This is a genomic window from Lacrimispora brassicae, assembly GCF_054772055.1.
Genome location: NZ_BRYH01000046.1, coordinates 13,166 through 33,360, shown reverse-complemented (window position 1 = coordinate 33,360; position 20,195 = coordinate 13,166). Strand labels below are relative to the sequence as shown.

The 20,195-nt window shown below is 46.3% G+C and carries 15 protein-coding genes; 9 read left to right on the top strand and 6 right to left on the bottom strand.

Annotated features, from left to right (window positions below; translation table 11 throughout):
* Positions 1 to 88: 88 nt before the first annotated feature.
* Complete coding sequence (locus ACYVD3_RS20825; protein WP_460644419.1) at positions 89 to 2,341, top strand: glycogen/starch/alpha-glucan phosphorylase; 2,253 nt, start codon at positions 89 to 91, stop codon at positions 2,339 to 2,341.
* Positions 2,342 to 2,480: 139 nt separating this feature from the next.
* On the opposite strand, the gene ACYVD3_RS20820 is transcribed toward ACYVD3_RS20825, so the two are convergent.
* From ACYVD3_RS20820 to ACYVD3_RS20795, 6 genes are all read right to left on the bottom strand, one after another.
* A complete protein-coding gene (locus ACYVD3_RS20820; RefSeq protein ID WP_460644418.1) occupies positions 2,481 to 3,941 on the bottom strand; it encodes a uracil-xanthine permease family protein in 1,461 nt (486 codons plus the stop codon).
* A gap of 178 nt (positions 3,942 to 4,119) precedes the next feature.
* Positions 4,120 to 5,064, bottom strand: a complete 945-nt coding sequence (gene arcC, locus ACYVD3_RS20815; RefSeq protein WP_460644417.1) for a carbamate kinase — start codon at positions 5,062 to 5,064, stop codon at positions 4,120 to 4,122.
* A 113-nt stretch (positions 5,065 to 5,177) separates the two neighbouring features.
* Complete coding sequence (ygeW, locus tag ACYVD3_RS20810; RefSeq protein WP_460644416.1) at positions 5,178 to 6,371, bottom strand: knotted carbamoyltransferase YgeW; 1,194 nt, start codon at positions 6,369 to 6,371, stop codon at positions 5,178 to 5,180.
* 189 nt (positions 6,372 to 6,560) lie between these two features.
* On the bottom strand, positions 6,561 to 7,871 hold the full coding sequence (locus ACYVD3_RS20805) for a YgeY family selenium metabolism-linked hydrolase (RefSeq protein WP_460644415.1): 1,311 nt from the start codon (positions 7,869 to 7,871) through the stop codon (positions 6,561 to 6,563).
* 116 nt (positions 7,872 to 7,987) lie between these two features.
* Positions 7,988 to 9,193 (bottom strand): diaminopropionate ammonia-lyase, encoded by a 1,206-nt coding sequence (gene dpaL / locus ACYVD3_RS20800; protein ID WP_460644414.1) that lies wholly within the window; start codon positions 9,191 to 9,193, stop codon positions 7,988 to 7,990.
* Positions 9,194 to 9,227: 34 nt separating this feature from the next.
* Positions 9,228 to 9,872: a helix-turn-helix transcriptional regulator gene (locus ACYVD3_RS20795; RefSeq protein WP_460644413.1), complete on the bottom strand. Its 645-nt coding sequence runs from the start codon at positions 9,870 to 9,872 to the stop codon at positions 9,228 to 9,230.
* A 330-nt stretch (positions 9,873 to 10,202) separates the two neighbouring features.
* On the opposite strand from ACYVD3_RS20795, the gene ssnA reads away from it, so the two are divergent.
* The 8 genes from ssnA to moaA all read left to right on the top strand — a co-directional run bounded on the left by ssnA (position 10,203) and on the right by moaA (position 20,194).
* Complete coding sequence (ssnA, locus tag ACYVD3_RS20790) at positions 10,203 to 11,537, top strand: putative aminohydrolase SsnA (RefSeq protein ID WP_460644412.1); 1,335 nt, start codon at positions 10,203 to 10,205, stop codon at positions 11,535 to 11,537.
* A 107-nt stretch (positions 11,538 to 11,644) separates the two neighbouring features.
* Positions 11,645 to 14,635 (top strand): putative selenate reductase subunit YgfK, encoded by a 2,991-nt coding sequence (ygfK, locus tag ACYVD3_RS20785; protein ID WP_460644411.1) that lies wholly within the window; start codon positions 11,645 to 11,647, stop codon positions 14,633 to 14,635.
* Between the two features lie 380 nt (positions 14,636 to 15,015).
* Complete coding sequence (gene hydA / locus ACYVD3_RS20780) at positions 15,016 to 16,392, top strand: dihydropyrimidinase (RefSeq protein ID WP_460644410.1); 1,377 nt, start codon at positions 15,016 to 15,018, stop codon at positions 16,390 to 16,392.
* The gene (gene yqeC, locus ACYVD3_RS20775; RefSeq protein WP_460644409.1) at positions 16,392 to 17,213 is read left to right on the top strand and encodes a selenium cofactor biosynthesis protein YqeC; all 822 of its coding nucleotides are present in this window, start codon (positions 16,392 to 16,394) and stop codon (positions 17,211 to 17,213) included. Before hydA ends, yqeC begins: the two co-directional genes overlap by 1 nt.
* Positions 17,201 to 17,560 carry a winged helix-turn-helix domain-containing protein gene (locus ACYVD3_RS20770; RefSeq protein WP_460644408.1) on the top strand — a complete coding sequence of 120 codons (360 nt, stop codon included), beginning with the start codon at positions 17,201 to 17,203 and terminating at the stop codon, positions 17,558 to 17,560. Before yqeC ends, ACYVD3_RS20770 begins: the two co-directional genes overlap by 13 nt.
* Before the next feature lie 105 nt (positions 17,561 to 17,665).
* Positions 17,666 to 18,700, top strand: coding sequence for a molybdopterin-binding protein (locus ACYVD3_RS20765; RefSeq protein ID WP_460644407.1), 1,035 nt, complete (start codon positions 17,666 to 17,668; stop codon positions 18,698 to 18,700).
* A 29-nt stretch (positions 18,701 to 18,729) separates the two neighbouring features.
* A complete protein-coding gene (moaC, locus tag ACYVD3_RS20760; RefSeq protein ID WP_460644406.1) occupies positions 18,730 to 19,236 on the top strand; it encodes a cyclic pyranopterin monophosphate synthase MoaC in 507 nt (168 codons plus the stop codon).
* Positions 19,226 to 20,194 (top strand): GTP 3',8-cyclase MoaA, encoded by a 969-nt coding sequence (gene moaA / locus ACYVD3_RS20755; protein ID WP_460644405.1) that lies wholly within the window; start codon positions 19,226 to 19,228, stop codon positions 20,192 to 20,194. Before moaC ends, moaA begins: the two co-directional genes overlap by 11 nt.
* Position 20,195 lies beyond the last annotated feature (1 nt).

Here is a 20,195-nt window from a genome sequence, read left to right as displayed (position 1 = left end):
CAAGATAAACAGCAGCAGGAACATTATAATACTAGGGTAAGGTTAAAGAAAACAGAAAACAGAAAACAGAAAAAAAGGAGTGGTTTCAATGAATCTTGAACAACAAATTTTTGAAATATACAAAAAAACAGTGAACCAGTGTTCCAATCAGGAGATTTATTCTGCGCTGCTGAAAATCGTGGAAGAGGAAGGAGAAAAGCGGCAGGAGGAGGAAGGAAAGAAAAAAGTATATTACTTATCTGCGGAATTCCTCATAGGAAAACTGCTTTCCAATAACCTGATCAACCTTGGAATCTATGATGAAGTATCCCGGGTTCTTGCTGAAAACGGCAGGGATATTTGTGAGATTGAGGAAATGGAGCCGGAGCCATCCCTTGGAAACGGCGGTCTGGGACGCCTTGCTGCCTGTTTTCTGGATTCCATGGCAACCCTTGGGTTAAACGGGGACGGCATTGGCCTTAATTATCATTTTGGCTTGTTTAAACAGACCTTTAAGGACCATCTTCAGGCAGAAGACCCTAATCCATGGATAGAGCCGGATACATGGCTTAACAGGACAGAAGTCACTTATCCGGTTACCTTTGGCAGGCTGACCGTCCGTTCCAGAATGTATGACATAGGGGTGACCGGTTATCAGGGGCGCACCAATAAGCTTCATCTGTTTGACTTAGAAACCATTGATGAGCAGCTTATAGAAGATGGGATATCCTTTGATAAAGAAGAAGTTAAAAAGAATCTGACCCTGTTCCTCTATCCCGATGACAGCGATGAGGCCGGCAGGAAGCTTCGTATTTACCAGCAGTATTTCATGGTAAGCAGCGCTGCCCAGTATATCCTTGATGAGTGCGTTAAAAAGGGATGCAAGCTTTATGATTTGCCGGATTATGCGGTGATCCAGATTAATGATACCCACCCATCCATGGTGATCCCCGAACTGATCCGGCTTTTAACTCTTCGGGGGATTCCTTTTGAAAAGGCGGCTGAAATTGTCAGCAAAACCTGTGCCTATACCAATCACACCATCCTTGCGGAAGCCCTTGAAAAGTGGCCCATGGAGTATTTGGAGGAGGCTGTGCCTCAACTGGTGCCTATTATAGAGAAGCTGGATAAACAGGTCCGCAAGGCATATAAGGACCCGGCCGTGGCGATCATTGATGAAAAGGATCTGGTGCACATGGCCCACATGGATATCCACTATGGCTTCAGCGTCAATGGGGTGGCATATCTTCATACGGAGATACTGAAAAAAAGCGAATTAAAGAATTTTTACGATATTTACCCTGAAAAGTTTTCCAATAAAACCAACGGGATCACCTTCCGGCGGTGGCTTCTCCATTGCAATCCCCGGCTGTCGGAACTTATTGCCTCCAGAATCGGAGAGGGTTATAAGAAAGATGCAATGGAGCTGGAAAAGCTGGCTGCCTTTGATGACGAGGCGACCTTAAAAGCCATTCTGGATATCAAAAAGCAGAATAAGACCGTTTTAAAGGAATATCTTATGTCAACCCAGGGAACGAACATAGATGAAAATTCCATTTACGATATCCAGATCAAGCGTCTCCATGAGTATAAGAGACAGCAGATGAATGCCCTCTATGTAATACACAAATATCTGGAGATAAAAAGAGGAAACTTACCTGCCAGGCCGGTCACAGTGATTTTCGGTGCAAAGGCGGCTCCGGCCTATGTGATTGCAAAGGATATTATTCACCTGATCCTGTGTCTTCAGGAGCTGGTGAACAATGATCCCAAAGTAAGCCCCTATCTTAAGGTGGTAATGGTGGAAAACTATAACGTATCCAAGGCGGAAAAGCTGATTCCTGCCTGTGATATTTCCCAGCAGATTTCCCTTGCGTCCAAGGAGGCCAGCGGAACCGGCAATATGAAATTTATGTTAAACGGAGCGGTGACCCTTGGAACCATGGATGGAGCCAATGTTGAGATTGCAGAGCTGGTGGGAAAAGATAATATTTATATCTTCGGAGAATCCAGTGAGAAAGTGATCCAACATTACGCAAAAGCTGATTATGTGGCTAAGGAGTATTATAAAGAGGATGCAGTAATCCGGGAAGTTCTGGATTTTATGGTGGGAGCGGAGATGACTGCCATCGGCCATAAGGAAAATTTAAAACGGCTTTATGATGAAATCCTGAAAAAAGACTGGTTCATGACCCTGTTGGATTACAAGGCTTATGAGGAGGCCAGGGAAAGGATTTACAGGGATTATGAGGATTCTTTTGCATGGGCGAAGAAGATGCTGATCAATATCAGCAAGGCAGGATATTTCTCTTCGGACCGTACTATTCTGGAATATAACCGGGATATCTGGAAGCTGTTATAAAGCCGGTTAGTGAACAATAAAAAAACCCTTCTGCTGAAAGTTTTGGCTTAAAGCAGAAGGGTTTTTTTGTTAAAATCCGTCAAAATGGAATTGAGCGGAAATTGCGGTTATCCTGTTAGAATAAGGATGCCTTATTTCTTTACACATCTTGCATAGCAGCTTTTGCCTTCTCTTTATCTTCTTTAGTCATTGGGAAGCAAATGCTTGCGGCGATTGATACGATACAACACACGGCAGCCGGTGCGCTCATTAATGGCGAAATGGCATGTAAGAGTGGTTGAATGAACGCCGGGAAGGTTTCCACAGCCAGGCTCATGGAGGTAAGTCCAATGCCAAATGCAAGTGTAATACCGATAATGGTTACGTTTCTCTCGGAGAAACCGGCTTTTGCAATCATCTTAATACCGTTCAATGTAATCATAGCAAACACAGAAATAATGGCGCCGCCCAAAACCGCATCCGGGATGGTTTGGAAAAGAGCCGCCAATTTCGGGATAAGTCCACACAAAGCCAGGAATACAGCTCCTACGGCAACGCACCATTTGTTCACGATTCTCGTCATGGAGATAATACCTGCGTTCTGTCCAAACGCGGTGTTTGGCAGTGCGTTAAACATAGCTGCTAACATTGATCCACCCGCATCTGCCAGGATGGCACCGGATGTTTCTTCGGAGGTAGGTTCCCTGTCAAATGCCGCAATGGTGATACCGCCGGTGTTACCGATGGTTTCCAGTCCGGAAATAATATAAAACAGGGCGAAGTTTAAGATGCCGGCTAAGGAGAATTTGAGACCGAAATAAAACGGCGTTGGTACGGAGACGATTTTAGCGGCTGTAATCGGCGCAAAGTTCACCATACCTAAGGCAACAGACACCAGATATCCGATAGCCAGTCCCAAAAGCAGGGCGGAATTCTTCACAATACCTTTGCCATACTTTTGGAGCAATAACACAAGGACAAACACAAATAATGCCATGCATACATTTTTCATGGAACCAAACACACCTGTAAATTGAAACTTGTCCGGATTCTCATTATACGCAGCCAAATTCGCAGCCGCGTTTGACCCGCCGTTAAAGTATCGCGCTCCCGCGCTTAATAAGTTTAATCCAATGGCAATAAGGGTTGTTCCCACCACGATAGGTGAAAATAAATCGGAAAGTTTCTTATAGAAGAAACCCATAAATACTTCAACAAGTCCACCTACAAGTGAACAGCCGAGAACTAACGCGTATATATCACGTGGATCGGTCAGTCCCATAGAAGGCGCGACTTGAGTGGCAACAATGGAAGCAACGGAAACAAATGCAAACGAGGTTCCCATGACAATGGGTAGGTTCGCTCCGATACGGAAGCTCTTCCCGAGCTTAAGCGGATATAGCTGAAACAAGGTGGTTATACCGGATACAACCATGGCTGACGATAACATAATCGTCTTATCCGCCGGCTCCAGCCCACAGATACTGGCAATGATGAGTATGGGGGCTAAGTTGCCCGTAAACATGGCCAGTATGTGCTGCAAACCTAGTGGGAAGGCAGTTTTTAAACTTGGCCTGCCTTCCAATTGATAGATCAGTTCTTTGTCGTTTTGCTTACCCATAGATAATCCCTCTCTCTTTTCTCTTTACTATTATTTTCAAAGCCATACAGGGGACTGTCTAGAAACAACCTGGACAGTTTCCAGCCCCCATTGGAGACAGCCCCGGCTTGTAATAACCAATCCTGTCTTTTATGATGGTCAACGGCTTTGAATGTTGGTATTTTGCCTAACAATAGTTTTACTTGTGGATATGAGTTCCGGTTTTTCCTAGGATTCCCTCTTTTGCCTTTTCCAGCAAGGTAATGAGCGCATTGCGCCCTTCCTTAGAATCTGCGAATTTCACGGCAGCCTGAACCTTTGGCAGCATGGAGCCAGGAGCAAAGTGTCCTTCTCCCATGTACTTGCGGGCTTCGTCTGTTGTGATATCGCTCAACCATTTCTCTTCCGGTTTGCCGAAGTTTATAGCTACTTTTTCAACTGCTGTAAGGATGATTAAGAAATCTGCATCCAGTTCCTCAGCCAGCAGTTCACTTGCAAAATCTTTGTCAATAACTGCGCTTGCGCCTTTTAAGTGGTTTCCCTGAAGGGTAACAGGAATACCGCCGCCGCCGCAGGCGATAACCAGTTGTCCGGCTTCCACAAGGGAGCGGATTGCGCCGATTTCAATGATTTCTGCAGGATTTGGTGAAGCTACCACACGGCGGTATCCCCGTCCGGCATCTTCTTTTGTAATGTATCCGTATTTTTCCTCAGCCAGCTTTGCTTCTTCCTCTGTCATGAAGTGACCGATGGGCTTGCTGGGAGAGTTGAAAGCAGGATCGTTTTCATTCACACGAACCTGCGTAATCATGGTGGTTACAGGAATGTCAGTCATGTTCCTGTTGACCAGCTCTTCTCTTAAAGCATTCTGTAAGTCATAGCCGATATAAGCCTGGCTCATGGCTACGCAGACGGAGAGAGGAGTGTTTGGCTGCTTGGGATCTTCCCGGGTTAAAGCGCTCATTGCGTTGTTAATCATACCCACCTGAGGGCCGTTGCCGTGAACCACCACTACTTCACAGCCTTCTTCGATCAGGTCAACAATTGCTCTTGACGTGATCTTTACTGCAGTCATCTGCTCTGATAAAGTGTTGCCCAAAGCATTGCCGCCTAACGCAATAACAATTCTTTTTTTCTTGTCCATTTTGTTATCCCCTTAACGATTAAGAATTATCTAAAAGACGCACCCGTATCCTTTCAATAGGCTCCAGGTGCGCCTGGAATTCTTAAATATGGGGCAGTTGCCCCTGTATGAAATTATTTGAAAATTCTTGGAGCTTTTTTTACTTCCAGCTTCTTTAAGATTTCCTGTGGATTCTTAAATTTGCTTAAGAAGATCATAGAAGCGATTACATATGGCTTGTAGCTTGCTTCTTTGTATAACGGATCGCGGTAACGATCGAATACAGTTGCTTCTACTTCGCCGTCTACACAGCTTACATCGTTGATGTCAGCAGGTAAGCAGTGCATGTAAAGAGCTTTGCCGTCTTTTGTTGTCTTCATTAATTCTTCTGTACAGCACCAGTCTTTATGCTGAGCGTTCTGAGCCAGTAATTCTTTCTCAAGAGCCTTGATGCCGTCGGAATCGCCTTCTGCGTAAAGGTTGGTTCTCTTTTCCATAGCAGCAAATGGAGCCCAGCTCTTTGGATATACAACGTCTGCATCCTTGAATGCATCAGCCATATCGTTGGATATACGGAAGGAACCGCCGGATTTTTCAGCGTTCTTCTTAGCGATTTCAGCAACCTCTGGCATAACTTCATAGCCTTCCGGATGAGCTAAAACAACTTCCATACCCATACGAGTCATTAAGCCGATGATTCCCTGAGGAACGGATAATGGCTTTCCGTAGGAAGGAGAGTAAGCCCATGTCATAGCCAGCTTTTTGCCCTTTAAGTTCTCAAGGCCGCCCAGCTCGTGGATAACGTGAAGCATATCAGCCATACTCTGGGTAGGATGATCGATGTCACACTGTAAGTTTACTAAGGTTGGTCTCTGCTCTAAAATGCCATCCTTGTTTCCCTGGGTAACAGCGTCCATAAATTCATGCATATAAGCATTTCCCTTGCCAATATACATATCATCACGGATACCGATTACGTCTGCCATGAAGGAAACCATGTTAGCTGTTTCACGAACGGTCTCGCCGTGAGCTACCTGAGACTTGCCCTCATCTAAATCCTGAACTTCCAGACCAAGTAAGTTACATGCGGAAGCAAAGGAGAAACGGGTACGTGTGGAGTTGTCGCGGAATAAGGAAATTCCAAGGCCGCTTTCAAATACTCTTGTAGAAATGTTGTTCTCTCTCATGAAGCGAAGAGCGTCAGCAACGGTCCAGACAGCCTCTAACTCGTCGTCAGTCTTTTCCCAGGTTAAGAAGAAATCATTCTCATACATTTCCTTAAAATTTAAGGAATTCAGTTTGTCAATGTAATCCTGTAAGGTTTTCATATTGTGGTTAGCCTCCTGATTATTATCTGTTTTTATAGGTATCTATCCTTCATGCAGCCTGCCAGGCATTGATTGGGGAAGGAATGAACGGCAGACAGCAAAAATGATTGTTAGGAGCGGCGGCAGGCCTTTAAAAGGCCCGCTGCCGGAATTATGGTACCAAAATGGTTCTTAAATAGCTTGTCTGGATTATTTGCAGTAAGCACTTGGAAGTGCTGCGTATACTGCTGCGCAGGTTACAAGATCCTGCTTCCAGGTCTTCTCGTTAGGAGCATGAGCCTGAGCCTCTGCGCCAGGTCCGAAGCCGATGCATGGGATTCCGTTACGGCCCATGATGGAAACGCCGTTTGTGGAGAAGGTCCATTTGTCAGTAAGAGGACGAGCGGTTCTCATTGCAACAGTTTCTTCAGCGCCGATTCTTACATCGCCGTAAAGATTCTTGTAAGCGTCTTCCAGCGCTTTGGTAACAGCGTGATCCTCCGGGATAACCCAGGTTGGGAAGTAGCATTCAATCGGATAGGTAAGTCCTGTATAGGAAGGACGGGAATATTCATACATGGAAACAGTAACGTCATCACCGTATTTCTTCACGTTTGGAAGATTGCGGATTTCATCCAGACAGCTTTCCCATGTCTCGCCTACGGTCATACGGCGGTCTAAGGATACGGAACAGGAGTCAGCAACTGCACAGCGGCTTGGGGAGGTGAAGAAGATCTCGGAAGCAGTAACAGTACCGCGGCCTAAGAAGTTAGCTTCTTTCCACTCTTTGTTGTATTTTTCGTCAAGCATTTTTACAAGGCCTTTGATTTCCTTGTCATCAGCAGCGTCATTCTCGTTAAGAGAGCGGACATCCTGAAGAATATCAGCCATCTTGTAGATTGCGTTATCACCACGCTCCGGTGCGGAACCGTGGCAGGAGATGCCCTTTACGTCAATACGGATTTCCATACGGCCTCTCTGTCCGCGGTAGATACCGCCGTCAGTTGGCTCTGTGGAAACAACGAATTCCGGACGAACCTTGCCTTCGTTGATGATATACTGCCAGCAAAGACCATCACAGTCCTCTTCCTGAACAGTACCGGTTACCAGTACGGTGTACTGGTCATTTAAAAGACCTAAGTCCTTCATGATCCTTGCACCGTAAACAGCGGATACGATACCGCCGCACTGATCGGATACGCCGCGGCCGCCGATTTCTGTGTCATTTTCGTAGCCTTCGTATGGATCAAATGTCCAGTTGTTCTTGTTGCCGATACCAACGGTATCAATGTGAGCGTCAAAACCGATTAAAGTCTTGCCGGTTCCCATATAGCCTAATACGTTGCCCATGCCGTCGATTTCAACTTTGTTGAAACCCAGCTTCCGCATTTCTTCTGCGATGCGGTCTACGTGAGCCTTTTCATCACAGCTCTCGCCTGGGAATTTAACGATTTCCCGTAAGAACTTTGTCATGTCGGCTTGATAATTTTGTGCTGCTTCTTTGATTTTGTTGTAATCCATGTTTTTGTCCTCCATTTATAATTTATTTAAGAAGTTCGATTGGCCTTTGGCTCATCGAACGGTTAATTTTCCAAGTTCAGTCCGCGCTGGGTTTGCATTCACTAAGAAAATTATGCCTAACGTTCTTTTCCTTCCCAGACAATGGCTTTGTAACGATCCGGGTCGGTGTCACCCTCAGTAGAGAAGAGGAGAACTTTTGAATCCTTATTAAGTCCTAAATGCTCCCTTAAATCCTTGTATTCATCAAGAAGCATAATGCAGGTTAAAACTCCGAAAGGAGCAGCGCCTGATTCGCCGGAAGTTACCGGTGCATCGCCTTTGACAGGAGCAGCAAGCATCCTCATACCCTGTGCAGCTACCCAGTCAGGAGCGGAGACAAAGGTATCTACATGATTCTTTAAGATATCCCAGGAAATGGTGTTTGGCTCTCCGCAGGCAAGGCCGGCCATAATGGTCTGCATATCGCCGTCTACAATGCGGATATTTCCGTCACCGGCTTTTGCTCCTTTATAGAGGCAGTCTGCCACATCAGCTTCCACAACCACAACCTTAGGCGGATTCTCAGAATAGCGGTTTGCAAAATATCCCTGAACAGCTCCTGCAAGGGAACCTACGCCGGCCTGAACAAATACATGGGTCGGTCTGTCACAGCCGTATTCCTCAAGCTGCTCATTGGCTTCCAGTGCCATGGTTCCGTAACCCTGCATAATCCAGGCAGGAATCTCTTCGTAACCATCCCAGGCAGTATCCTGTACCACAACACCGTTCTTTGTCTTCCCAGCAGCATCAGCAGCCATACGGACGCATTCGTCATAATTGACTTCCTCAATGGTAACTGTGGCGCCTTCTGCTTTGATATTGTTGAAACGGGTGATGGTGGAGCCCTTTGGCATGTAAACAACGGACTTCTGGCCTAATTTATTAGCTGCCCATGCAACACCACGCCCATGATTTCCATCGGTGGCGGTGAAGAAGGTTGCCTGGCCAAATTCTTCTCTTAAAGCGTCAGATGTGAGGACGCTGTACGGAAGATCGGAAACATCTTTTCCAGTCTGCTGTGCGATATACTTTGCAATGGCAAAGGATCCTCCCAATACCTTGAATGCATTTAAGCCGAACCGGTAGGATTCGTCTTTCATGTAAACCTGGCCAAGGCCTAAATAATCAGCCATGAGATCCAGCTTTACAAGAGGAGTCTTGCTGTACTGGGGAAAGCTTTCATGGAATACTCGTGCTTTCTTGATTTCATCAAGGGCCATTACCGTTAAATTCTTATCATCGGTCTTTGGCATGGTGTTTACTACCCATTCGATTGGTTTCATGATTACTGATTCTCCTTTTTCTTATTTAATTATGTTACTTTTCTTTATTCGTATCCATATAACTGTATAAAGTGAATTTGGATATGCCAAAATAATTGGAAACCTTGTCACCTGATCTTGTAATCAGGAATGCTCCGGCATCGTTTAAATACTGGATTGCGGCAACTTTGTCATCTTTGCTCATGAGAGCCACTGGTTTGCCCACCAGAGTTACGGACTGTTCGATCAGTGCATCGAGAAGATCGTTCACATTATGGGTGATTCTCCTTGGCTGTTTCTCATCGTCTTCTGTTTCCGCGGTGGAGAGAAGGGATTTTAAGGAATTGTCTATGGTAAGAAGGCCTGTGATATCATAATTAAGGGCCAGAATGTAATCAATGGTATTATTTTTACCTCTTATATACATGGTACTGGATTTTAAAATCCTGCCGTCGTCGGTTCTTGTTAAATAAGAAAGGCGGTCTTTTAAAAGATCCGGGTTCTTCTTTAACGTCTCAAGAACGATTTCAGAAGGACCATCACCCATTTTACGGTTGCTTACCTGGCCGTTTTCGATATAGACAATGGAACTCTCCATATCTTCCTTCCTTAAATCGTGGATAACCACCTCGCAGTTGTTTCCAAAATGGGTAGCAATTCCACGTGCGATCTGTGTCAGCAGTTCAAGTTTTGTATCCATCGTTTAGCCTCCCCTCATGTGAACTTCTTATATACCCATCATAGCATAAAAAATTAAAATTTCAAGTGGTTTTCTAAAAATTTTTTAGGTTCTCTAAATTTTTTTTGAAATTTTTACTTGCATTTCTTTATATGAAATGATACACTGTACCTAGTACGGAATTTATGGTGTAATCTGTATAGAAAATGATGAATTATGAGAGTGAGTATAAGCAGATTGCGAGAACAAAGTGCAGCCACAGGGGAAGAACCTATGTGAGGTTTGTACAGTTGAAAATTTCAGAGTTTTACTTAAATTATGTTAAAAAAATGGAAAAAAGGAGATGGAAACATGCTGGTTATCGGTAATGGAAGAATGATTACAAGAGACCCTCAAAATCCGTTTTTTGAGAACGGTGCAGTTGCAATGGAGGAGGGTGTGATCCGCAAGGTAGGAATCACGGAAGAAATTAAAAAAGAATATCCGGATGCGGAGTATGTTGATGCAAAAGGCGGGGTCATCATGCCGGCCTTTATCAATGCACATGAACATATTTACAGCTCTTTTGCCAGAGGCTTAAGCATTAACGGATATGATCCTCATGGATTCCTGGAGATTCTTGACGGAATGTGGTGGACCATTGACCGCAACCTCTCATTGGAAGAGACCAGGTTAAGTGCCATGGCAACCTACATCGATTCTATTAAGAACGGTGTGACAACCACTTTTGACCACCACGCAAGCTTCGGACATATTACAGATTCCCTGTTTAAGATCGAAGAGGCTGCAAAAGCGACAGGTGTCCGTTCCTGCTTATGCTATGAGGTTTCTGATCGTGACGGCAAGGAAAAGGCCAAAGAAGCGGTTCTGGAAAACGAGGCGTTCATCAAGCACGCCCTGGCAGATGACAGCGACATGATTGCAGGAATGATGGGTATGCATGCCCAGTTCACCATTTCTGATGAGACTATGGAACTTGCAGCTTCCCACAAGCCGGAAGGCGTTGGTTACCACATTCATGTGGCAGAAGGAATCGAAGATCTTCATGACTGTCTTAAGAAATACGGCAAGCGGATCGTGGACCGTCTGATGGACTGCAATATCCTGGGTGAGAAAACACTCCTTGGACACTGTATCTACATCAATCCTCATGAAATGCAGTTAATTAAGGACACAGATACTATGGTAGTACACAATCCGGAATCCAACATGGGCAATGCATGCGGATGTCCGCCCACCATGGAACTGGTACACAGAGGAATCTTGACAGGTCTTGGAACCGACGGTTATACTCATGACATGACAGAATCCTACAAGGTGGCTAACGTTCTCCACAAGCATCATTTATGTGATCTCAATGCAGCATGGGGCGAGGTTCCCAAGATGCTGTTTGAAGGAAATGCTAAGATTGCCGGCCGTTACTTTAAGAAGCCTTTAGGCGTTTTAAAAGAGGGTGCAGCAGCAGACGTCATCGTTACCGACTACATTCCGCTGACACCAATGAACGGGGATAACTGCAACAGCCATATCCTTTTTGGAATGACAGGACGCAGCGTAGTGACCACCGTAGGCAACGGCAAAGTGCTGATGAAGGACCGTATCCTTACAGCCATTGACGAAGAAAAGGTGATGGCAGACTGCAGACAGGCAGCAGCCGAGTTGGCAAACCGGATTAATTCCAGATAATATTTTCATAAAATTCAGAAAAAAAGTAAAATATACAAATATAGAATATTGATCGAGGGTTGTCTGCGAACTTAGAAAGCGGACAACCTCGTTACAGGAGGTAAAAAATGGGAGATAGAATGACACCAATGCCATTTGCGCAGTTAGTGGACTGGATCGTAAAGGAACATGATAATAGCGGGACTGTTTTCGGAGTCTACAGACCCTATAAAGCTGACAAGAAAGATAACAGGAAAATATTCGGACGCAACCTGGAGACACCTATGGGACCGGCAGCGGGCCCTCATACCCAGCTTACTCAGAACATTGTGGCTTCCTATTATTCGGGCAGCCGTTTCTTTGAATTAAAGACGGTTCAGACCTTAGACGGAGAGGATCTGCCTGTAAGCAAACCATGTATCAGGGCAGACGATGAGTGCTATAACTGTGAGTGGTCTACAGAGCTTTATGTTCCTGAGGCTCAGGACGAATATATCAAAGCATGGATCCTGCTTCACATCATTGCTAAGGAATACGGCCTTGGAGCTATGGACGGCTTCCAGTTCAACATGAGCGTAGGCTATGACTTAGAGGGAATCAAATCCCCTAAGATTAACAGCTTTATTGATTCCATGAAGGATGCAAAGGATACGGAGGCATTTAAATCCTCCAAGAGCTACCTCTTAGATCATATGGACTTATTTGAGAATGTGACCAAAGAGGACATTGAGAACATTCCTTCTGAAATCTGCAATTCCGTGACCCTTTCCACCCTTCACGGATGTCCTCCTCAGGAGATTCAGAGAATTGCTACTTATCTGATCGAGGAAAAAGGACTGAACACCTTTATTAAGTGCAACCCAACTCTTCTTGGTTACGAATTTGCAAGAAAGACCATGGATGAGATGGGATATGATTATATAGCATTCGGCGATTTCCACTTCCTTGACGACTTACAGTATGAGGATGCAATTCCCATGTTAAAGACCCTTATGGCTCTGGCAGAGAAAAAGAACTTGGAATTCGGCGTAAAGATCACCAACACCTTCCCTGTTGATGTAAGAAACAACGAGTTGCCAAGCGAAGAGATGTATATGTCCGGAAAGTCCTTATATCCTCTTTCCATTACACTGGCAGCCAGGCTGGCAAAGGAATTTGACGGAAAATTAAGAATTTCCTTCTCAGGCGGTGCGGATTATCACAACATCAAGGCAATTGTAGATGCAGGAATCTGGCCGGTAACTGTTGCAACCACTCTTTTAAAACCAGGCGGCTATCAGAGACTTTTACAGATCGCAGAGAAGCTGGAAGACGGCAATGTAGAGTTTACGGGAGTTGATCCGGTAAAAACTGCTAAGCTGGCAGAGGATTCCGTTCATGATCCTCATCACAGAAAGGCAGTAAAACCTCTTCCCATCAGGAAGATGGCTAAGAGCGTTCCCCTCATTGACTGCTATGTGGCTCCCTGTAAGGACGCCTGTCCGATCCATCAGGATATTACCACCTATTTACAGCTTTCCGGCGCAGGAAAATACGAAGACGCCATGAAGGTGATCGCAGAGAAGAACCCGCTTCCATTCATAACCGGAACCATCTGTGCCCATAACTGTATGAGCAAGTGCAACCGGAACTATTATGAAGATCCGGTAAACATCCGCGGTGTCAAGCTTGTCTGTGCAGAAGGCGGCTATGATGCGTTTATGAAGGAGATCGAGGCAGGAGAGCTGAAGGGCAAAAAGACAGCAGTGATCGGCGGCGGCCCGGCTGGACTTGCAGCCGCATACTTCCTTACAAAGAACGGCATGCCTGCAACTGTTTTTGAAAAGACCGGCACCCTTGGCGGCGTAGTGAAACATGTGATCCCTGGATTCCGTATTTCTGATGAGGCAATTGACAAGGATGCAGTCCTGTCTCTGGCATATGGAGCTGAGGTAAGATATAATACAGAAGTAACAGATTTAGAAGCTTTAAAGAAAGAAGGCTTTGACTATATTATCCTTGCTACCGGCGCATCCAAGCCAGGCGTATTAAAGCTTGAGGCGGGTGAAACCATCAATGCTCTGGATTTCCTTGCCCAGTTTAAGGCTGCTGACGGAAAACTGAACATTGGCAAGAACGTGGTAGTCATTGGCGGCGGAAATACTGCCATGGATACGGCAAGAGCGGTTAAGAGAACGGAAGGCGTGGAGCATTCCTACCTGGTTTACCGGAGAACCAAACGTTATATGCCGGCAGACGAGGAAGAATTAGAGATGGCACTGGAAGACGGCGTGGAATTCAAAGAGCTGCTGTCTCCTGTAGAACTTAAAGACGGAAAACTCCTTTGCAAGGTGATGAAGCTTTCCGATACCGATGCTACCGGCAGAAGGGGCATTGTGGAAACAGAAGAAATCGTGGAGATTCCTGCGGATACAGTGATCGCAGCAGTAGGCGAGCAGGTTCCAACAGAATTCTATGAAGCAAACGGCATTAATGTAAGCAATAGGGGCAAAGTTCTTGTGAACGAGGAAACCCTGGAGACCAGCGCGGCTGGTGTTTACGTGGTAGGCGACGGACTTTATGGACCGGCTACTGTTGTAGAGGCTATGAGAGATGCCCGCATGGCTGCTGAAGCAATTTTAGGCAAAAAAGCTGCTGTGGACTTTGATGATACAGTGAATAACTTAGACACGATTTATGACAAGCGCGGTATCCTTGAAGGAACCCAGGAATATACGGTAGAAGGCTCCAGATGCCTTGGCTGCTCCAATGTCTGTGAAAACTGCGCTGAAGTCTGTCCAAACCGTGCAAACCTGGCATTGAATATTCCTGGCTTATCCATGCACCAGATCGTCCATGTGGACTATATGTGCAACGAGTGCGGAAACTGTAAGAGCTTCTGTCCATATGACAGCGCTCCTTACTTAGATAAGTTCACCTTATTCGCTAACGAAGCTGATATGGAAAACAGCAAAAACGAAGGCTTTGTTGTATTGGATCAGGGAGAGGCTGCCTGCAAGGTGCGTTACCTGGGAAATATTCTTACCTGGAAAGCCGGTGAAAAGGACAGCGTCATTCCGGATGGGCTTAGAAAGGTCATGGAAACTGTCTGCAAGGAGTATGATTATATTTTAGGATAATATTCTGCAGCAAAAAGAAAAAGTAATCGTATTGAAAATGAATCGGCGCAGTTGGAGAAGCAGTTCTCTCTCTGCGCCTTTCAATCTTGGCAGATGAAGTCCCTTCCAGGGATACCTATATGCCCTGAAAAGACGGGCAAAAAAGGTGAAACCCCTTCCAGGGATACCTATATGCCCTGAGAAGATGGGCGGAAAAGATGAAACCCCTTCCAGGGATACCTATATGCCCTGAGAAGATGGGCAAAAAAGATGAAACCCCTTCCAGGGATACCTATATGCCCTGGGAAGATGGGCAAAAAAGATGAAACAAGCCAGCAGACGGAATCAGAGAGCGGGCCGTAAAAAGGCCGAGACAGCAAAAAGAAAGGAAGTAGATCTATATGAAAACGCTATTAAAGGGCGGAACCGTAGTATCGGGAAGTGGTCTCATCCAGGCGGATGTCCTCATGAATGAGGGAAAGATCCAGGCAGTGGAAGCCGGGATCCAGGATGGAGAAGCGGAAGTCATTGATGTATCAGGAAAGCTTTTATTTCCGGGCTTTATTGATGCCCACACCCATTTTGACCTTCATGTGGCAGGAACTGTGACAGCGGATAATTTTGAAACGGGAACAAAGGCTGCATTGTCAGGCGGAACCACAATGATCATTGATTTTGCCACCCAGTATCAGGGGGAAACGCTGGAAAAAGCTCTGGAAAACTGGCATAAAAAGGCCGATGGGAACGCATCCTGTGATTATGGCTTTCATCTGGCAATCTCCGACTGGAACCCAGCCATCAGCAAAGAATTGGAAGAAATCGTTGAAAACGGCGTAACCTCTTTTAAGCTTTACATGACTTACGATGAGATGTACTTAAATGATAAGAAGATCTATCAGGTACTGAAACGGCTGAAGGAAGTGGGCGGAATTGCCGGGGTTCACTGTGAAAACATGGGAATCATAGAAGCGCTGAAAGAAGAGGAAAAAGCAAAGGGAAATTTATCAATCAGTGCCCATAAGAAAACCAGACCCGCTCCGGTAGAGGCGGAAGCCATAGGCAGACTGTTAAAAATCGCCGGCCTTGCGGATACTCCGGTAATCATCGTCCATTTAAGCTCCGGAGAGGGCTATCAGGAAGTGAAATATGCCAGGGAGAGAGGCCAGGAAATTTATCTGGAAACCTGCCCCCAGTACCTTCTTCTTAACGAAAGCGTTTATGACCTTCCCGGTTTTGAGGGCAGCAAATATGTGATCTCACCTACCATTAAGAAAGAAAAGGACAGCATCAGGCTGTGGAATGCCCTTCTTAAGAACCATATCCAGACCATAGCAACGGATCACTGCAGCTTTACCACCAGCCAGAAGGCGGCAGGAAAAGAGGATTTTACAAAGATTCCAAACGGAATGCCGGGAGTGGAATCCCGTCCGGTCCTCATGTACAGCTTTGGAGTGCTGGAGCATAACTTAAAGCTGGAGCAGATGTGCAGGCTGCTGTCTGAGAATGCGGCAAAGCTTTATGGCGTTTATCCCCAGAAGGGTGCTATCGCTCCCGGAAGCGATGGGGATATTGTGGTATGGAATCCGGATGTCCAGTGGACCATGTCAATAGAAAACCAGGTGGCAAATGTGGATTATTGCCCCTTTGAGGGAACTGATGTCAAGGGAAAAGCGGAGCTTGTATTCTTAAAAGGCTGTCTGGCTGCAAAAGACGGTCAGGTGGTATTGGAGAAAACCGGTTCCTATGTTCCCAGAAAGAGGCGCATGGAGCTGTACTAATGGGAGGAAAGAGTGTTTATACCTTGAAAAACCATGAGGGGAAACCGGATGTGACAAGGAGGGCTTCCCTGTGGGAGGCCCTGGGGTTTCCTTTTAAGGAGCATATGGTCATTTCCTTTACCGGCGGCGGCGGTAAGACCAGCGCCATGTATTCCCTGGCTGATGAACTGGCTGACATGGGGAAACGTGTGATCGTTACTACCAGCACCCATATCTTCTATCCTGAGGATCGGGAGGTAGTGCCGGCAGACCAGGCCGAAACCGTACAAAATTATCTAAAGGGACGGAAAGAATGGCATTCTGACCGTACAGGCCAGGTTCTGGTAACAGGCCAGCCTGTACCGGGAGGGAAATTAAAAGGCATGGCCATTGAGGAAATGGAGAAGCTTCCATGTCTTGCGGACGTGCTTCTTGTGGAGGCGGACGGAGCAAAGCGTCTGCCTCTGAAGATTCCAAAGGAAGGTGAGCCTGTCCTGTTAAAAAGCACCTATGGGGTGATCGGCTGCGCCGGCCTGGATGCCATCGGATGTCAATGGGAAGAGAAGTGCTTCCGGTGGGAGCTTGCAGAATCGGTATTTGGATGGAAGACAGAAAAATGCCTCATTACTCCGGCTCAGGCAGCCAAAATACTTGTAAGCAGTCAGGGAACCAGAAAGGGAGCGGAATCTATGGAATACCGGATTTTGCTGAATAAGGCTGATAATGAAAGCAGGCTGTCCCATGGGATCCGTATTGTGGAAAGCCTGGGGGAAGAATGGACCGGGCGCTGTGTGATAACCAGTTTTTTACATCGTAGAAAAGGATCAGAATGGAAGAAATAAAGAAAGAGAAAAGAACGCTTAAATATCATTTAAAACTTCGCGTTTATTATGAAGAGCGCAATTTCGGTCCAGGGGTGGCAAGTTTAATGAAGCTGGTGAGGGAGAGGGGTTCTCTTTCGGCTGCCTGTCAGGAACTGCATATGGCTTATTCTAAAGCGTGGAAGATCGTCAACAAGGCGGAAGAGGATCTGGGTTTTTCTCTGATGGAAGGAAGACGGGGCGGGGAAAATGGTGGAACCACTATTTTAACTGAAGAAGGTGAAACATTTTTAAACCGGTATCAGGCCTTTTCAGAGGAAGCAGAAGCAGCGCTGGAAGAATTATTTTACAAATATTTTTCAGGATGATATAATGAAAGGATATGGTGGTGTCTTTGCAAAGGTGGATATTCTTACTTGAGAATAACACGAACCACCAGTAAATTATGCTTAAGTACGAAAGGAGAGGGGAAAGTGAAGGAAATCAGAACAGTAGATGCAGTAGGACAGGTCCTCTGCCATGATATGACTCAGATCATACCGGGAGTCATAAAGGATGCAAGATTCAGAAAAGGACATGTAGTGACAGAGGAGGACATTCCGGTGCTGCTGTCCATGGGAAAAGAACATATTTATGTTTGGGAAAAGGATGATTCCCTGTACCATGAAAATGAAGCTGCTGAAATCCTGTGCAGCCTTTGCCTGAGTGACCATATGGAGCGCAGCGAGGTTAAAGAAGGAAAAATTGAATTGAAATCAACGGTTCGGGGCCTGTTAAAAATAGACACCGGACTTTTGGATAGAATAAACAGCCTGGGGAACATGATGATCGCTTCCAGACATCCAAACACTCCCGTTGAGCCTGGGGACAAGCTGTGCGGAACAAGGATCATTCCTCTTGTCATTGAAAAAGAAAAGATGAAAGAGGTCAGTGACCTTTGCGGCGGAAAGAAAATCTTTGCTATATTGCCCTATCTGGATAAAAAGGTGGGGCTGGTGACCACGGGAAGCGAAGTATTCCATGGAAGGGTTAAGGATGCCTTTGGCCCTGTCTTAAAGGCAAAGGTGGAAGAGTTGGGCGGCCGGATCCTTGGACAGACGGTCACCGATGATAACCCGGAGCATACCACAGAAGCGATCCTTGAATTTATACACCAGGGAGCCGATATGGTGCTTGTCAGCGGAGGCATGAGCGTTGATCCGGATGACAAGACTCCTCTTGCTATCCGCAGTACGGGGGCAGAGGTGGTGTCCTACGGCGCTCCTGTTCTTCCCGGAGCCATGTTCCTGCTTTCTTATTACAAAAAGGACGGGAAAAACATTCCTATAGCAGGTCTTCCAGGATGCGTCATGTATTCCAAGAGGACGGTGTTTGATCTGGTGCTTCCAAGGCTCATGGCCGATGACCCGGTGGCAAAGGAAGACCTTGATAAGCTGGGAAAAGGAGGGCTTTGCCTTTCCTGTGACGTCTGTTATTATCCAAACTGCGGCTTTGGAAAGGGCTGGTAGGAACTACAGGAGGAAAGGTTGAAAGAAATATGAACGGACTGACACATTTTGATGAACAGGGAAATGCCCGCATGGTGGACGTAGGAGAAAAGGCGGAGACTGACCGGATCGCCGTTGCCCATGGGTTTATTACGGTCAATCGGGAGGTTTTTGATGCTATTTCCCTTGGAACCGCAAAAAAGGGCGATGTCCTTGGAGTGGCCAGGGTGGCCGGGATCATGGGGGCAAAAAGGACTTCTGAACTAATTCCTTTGTGCCATGGGCTGATGCTTACAAAGTGCGCGGTGGATTTTGTGCTTCATGAGGAGAATCTTTCGGTGGAGGCTGTCTGTACGGTCAAGACCCAGGGGAAGACAGGTGTGGAGATGGAAGCCCTGACAGGGGTAAATATTGCGCTCCTGACCATATACGACATGTGCAAGGCCATGGACCGGGGAATGGCCATCAGCCATATCTGTCTCTTAAAAAAGGATGGGGGAAAAAGCGGACTTTATGAAAAGTACTCAGGCGGCAGGGGGACAGACCATGAGAGATAGATGCAACAGAACCATTGATTATATCCGGATTTCCGTCACAGACCGGTGCAATTTAAGGTGCGTCTACTGTATGCCTGAGGAGGGGATCACCCCTATGAGTCATGGGGACATCCTTACCTATCAGGAGATCTTAAGGATCTGCGAAGCCGGCGCCCGCCTTGGGATCCGCAAGGTAAAGGTGACAGGCGGGGAACCTTTGGTGAGAAAGGATATTGAAGCCCTGATCAAAGGGCTTACATCGATTCCTGAAATTGAAGACGTGACCATGACCACCAATGGCTGCCTGTTAAAGGAGAAAGCGGCTTTATTAAAGGCTGCCGGCTTGTCCAGCGTCAATGTGAGTCTGGACACCCTGGATCCCCGGCGGTTTGCCAAAATCACAAGAAGAGACTGTTTTGAGGCTGTCATAGAAGGAATCAGGAGCGCACTGGAGGCAGGGCTGAAAGTAAAAATTAACTGTGCCGTCATGGAAGAACTGACAAAGGAAGAGGTGCTGGCCTTTGCCCGGTTTTCCGTGGAACGCAGGATCCCGGTCCGTTTTATCGAAATGATGCCCATCGGACAGGGGAAAAATTACAAAGCAATGGAAAATGACGACTTAGCGGGAATCCTGTCGGAAGCCTTCGGAGAGCTTAGGGAAAGCCGGGAGGTAAAAGGCAACGGTCCTGCCGTTTATTATACATGGGGAGATGGGACAGGCTTTGTTGGCTTTATCAGTGCTGTCAGCCACAAATTCTGCGGTACCTGCAACCGGGTGAGGCTGACCTCAGACGGGTTTTTGAAGCTTTGCCTGGACAGTCCTGTCGGAGTGGATTTAAAAGGACCTTTGCGTCAGGGGATTTCCGATGACGGCCTTTTTGAGCTGATGAAGGAGAGTATTCAAAGCAAACCGGAAAGCCATCATTTTGAGGAAAACAGCGGGGAGGCTGGCCCCAACATGAACCAAATAGGAGGATGAG

Excerpts from the sequence above, each read along its gene's own strand:
- ACYVD3_RS20825 (WP_460644419.1), top strand. The coding sequence starts at position 89 with ATGAATCTTGAACAACAAATTTTTGAAATATACAAAAAAACAGTGAAC.
- ACYVD3_RS20820 (WP_460644418.1), bottom strand. The coding sequence starts at position 3,941 with ATGGGTAAGCAAAACGACAAAGAACTGATCTATCAATTGGAAGGCAGG.
- arcC (WP_460644417.1), bottom strand. The coding sequence starts at position 5,064 with ATGGACAAGAAAAAAAGAATTGTTATTGCGTTAGGCGGCAATGCTTTG.
- ygeW (WP_460644416.1), bottom strand. The coding sequence starts at position 6,371 with ATGAAAACCTTACAGGATTACATTGACAAACTGAATTCCTTAAATTTT.
- ACYVD3_RS20805 (WP_460644415.1), bottom strand. The coding sequence starts at position 7,871 with ATGGATTACAACAAAATCAAAGAAGCAGCACAAAATTATCAAGCCGAC.
- dpaL (WP_460644414.1), bottom strand. The coding sequence starts at position 9,193 with ATGAAACCAATCGAATGGGTAGTAAACACCATGCCAAAGACCGATGAT.
- ACYVD3_RS20795 (WP_460644413.1), bottom strand. The coding sequence starts at position 9,872 with ATGGATACAAAACTTGAACTGCTGACACAGATCGCACGTGGAATTGCT.
- ssnA (WP_460644412.1), top strand. The coding sequence starts at position 10,203 with ATGCTGGTTATCGGTAATGGAAGAATGATTACAAGAGACCCTCAAAAT.
- ygfK (WP_460644411.1), top strand. The coding sequence starts at position 11,645 with ATGGGAGATAGAATGACACCAATGCCATTTGCGCAGTTAGTGGACTGG.
- hydA (WP_460644410.1), top strand. The coding sequence starts at position 15,016 with ATGAAAACGCTATTAAAGGGCGGAACCGTAGTATCGGGAAGTGGTCTC.
- yqeC (WP_460644409.1), top strand. The coding sequence starts at position 16,392 with ATGGGAGGAAAGAGTGTTTATACCTTGAAAAACCATGAGGGGAAACCG.
- ACYVD3_RS20770 (WP_460644408.1), top strand. The coding sequence starts at position 17,201 with ATGGAAGAAATAAAGAAAGAGAAAAGAACGCTTAAATATCATTTAAAA.
- moaC (WP_460644406.1), top strand. The coding sequence starts at position 18,730 with ATGAACGGACTGACACATTTTGATGAACAGGGAAATGCCCGCATGGTG.
- moaA (WP_460644405.1), top strand. The coding sequence starts at position 19,226 with ATGAGAGATAGATGCAACAGAACCATTGATTATATCCGGATTTCCGTC.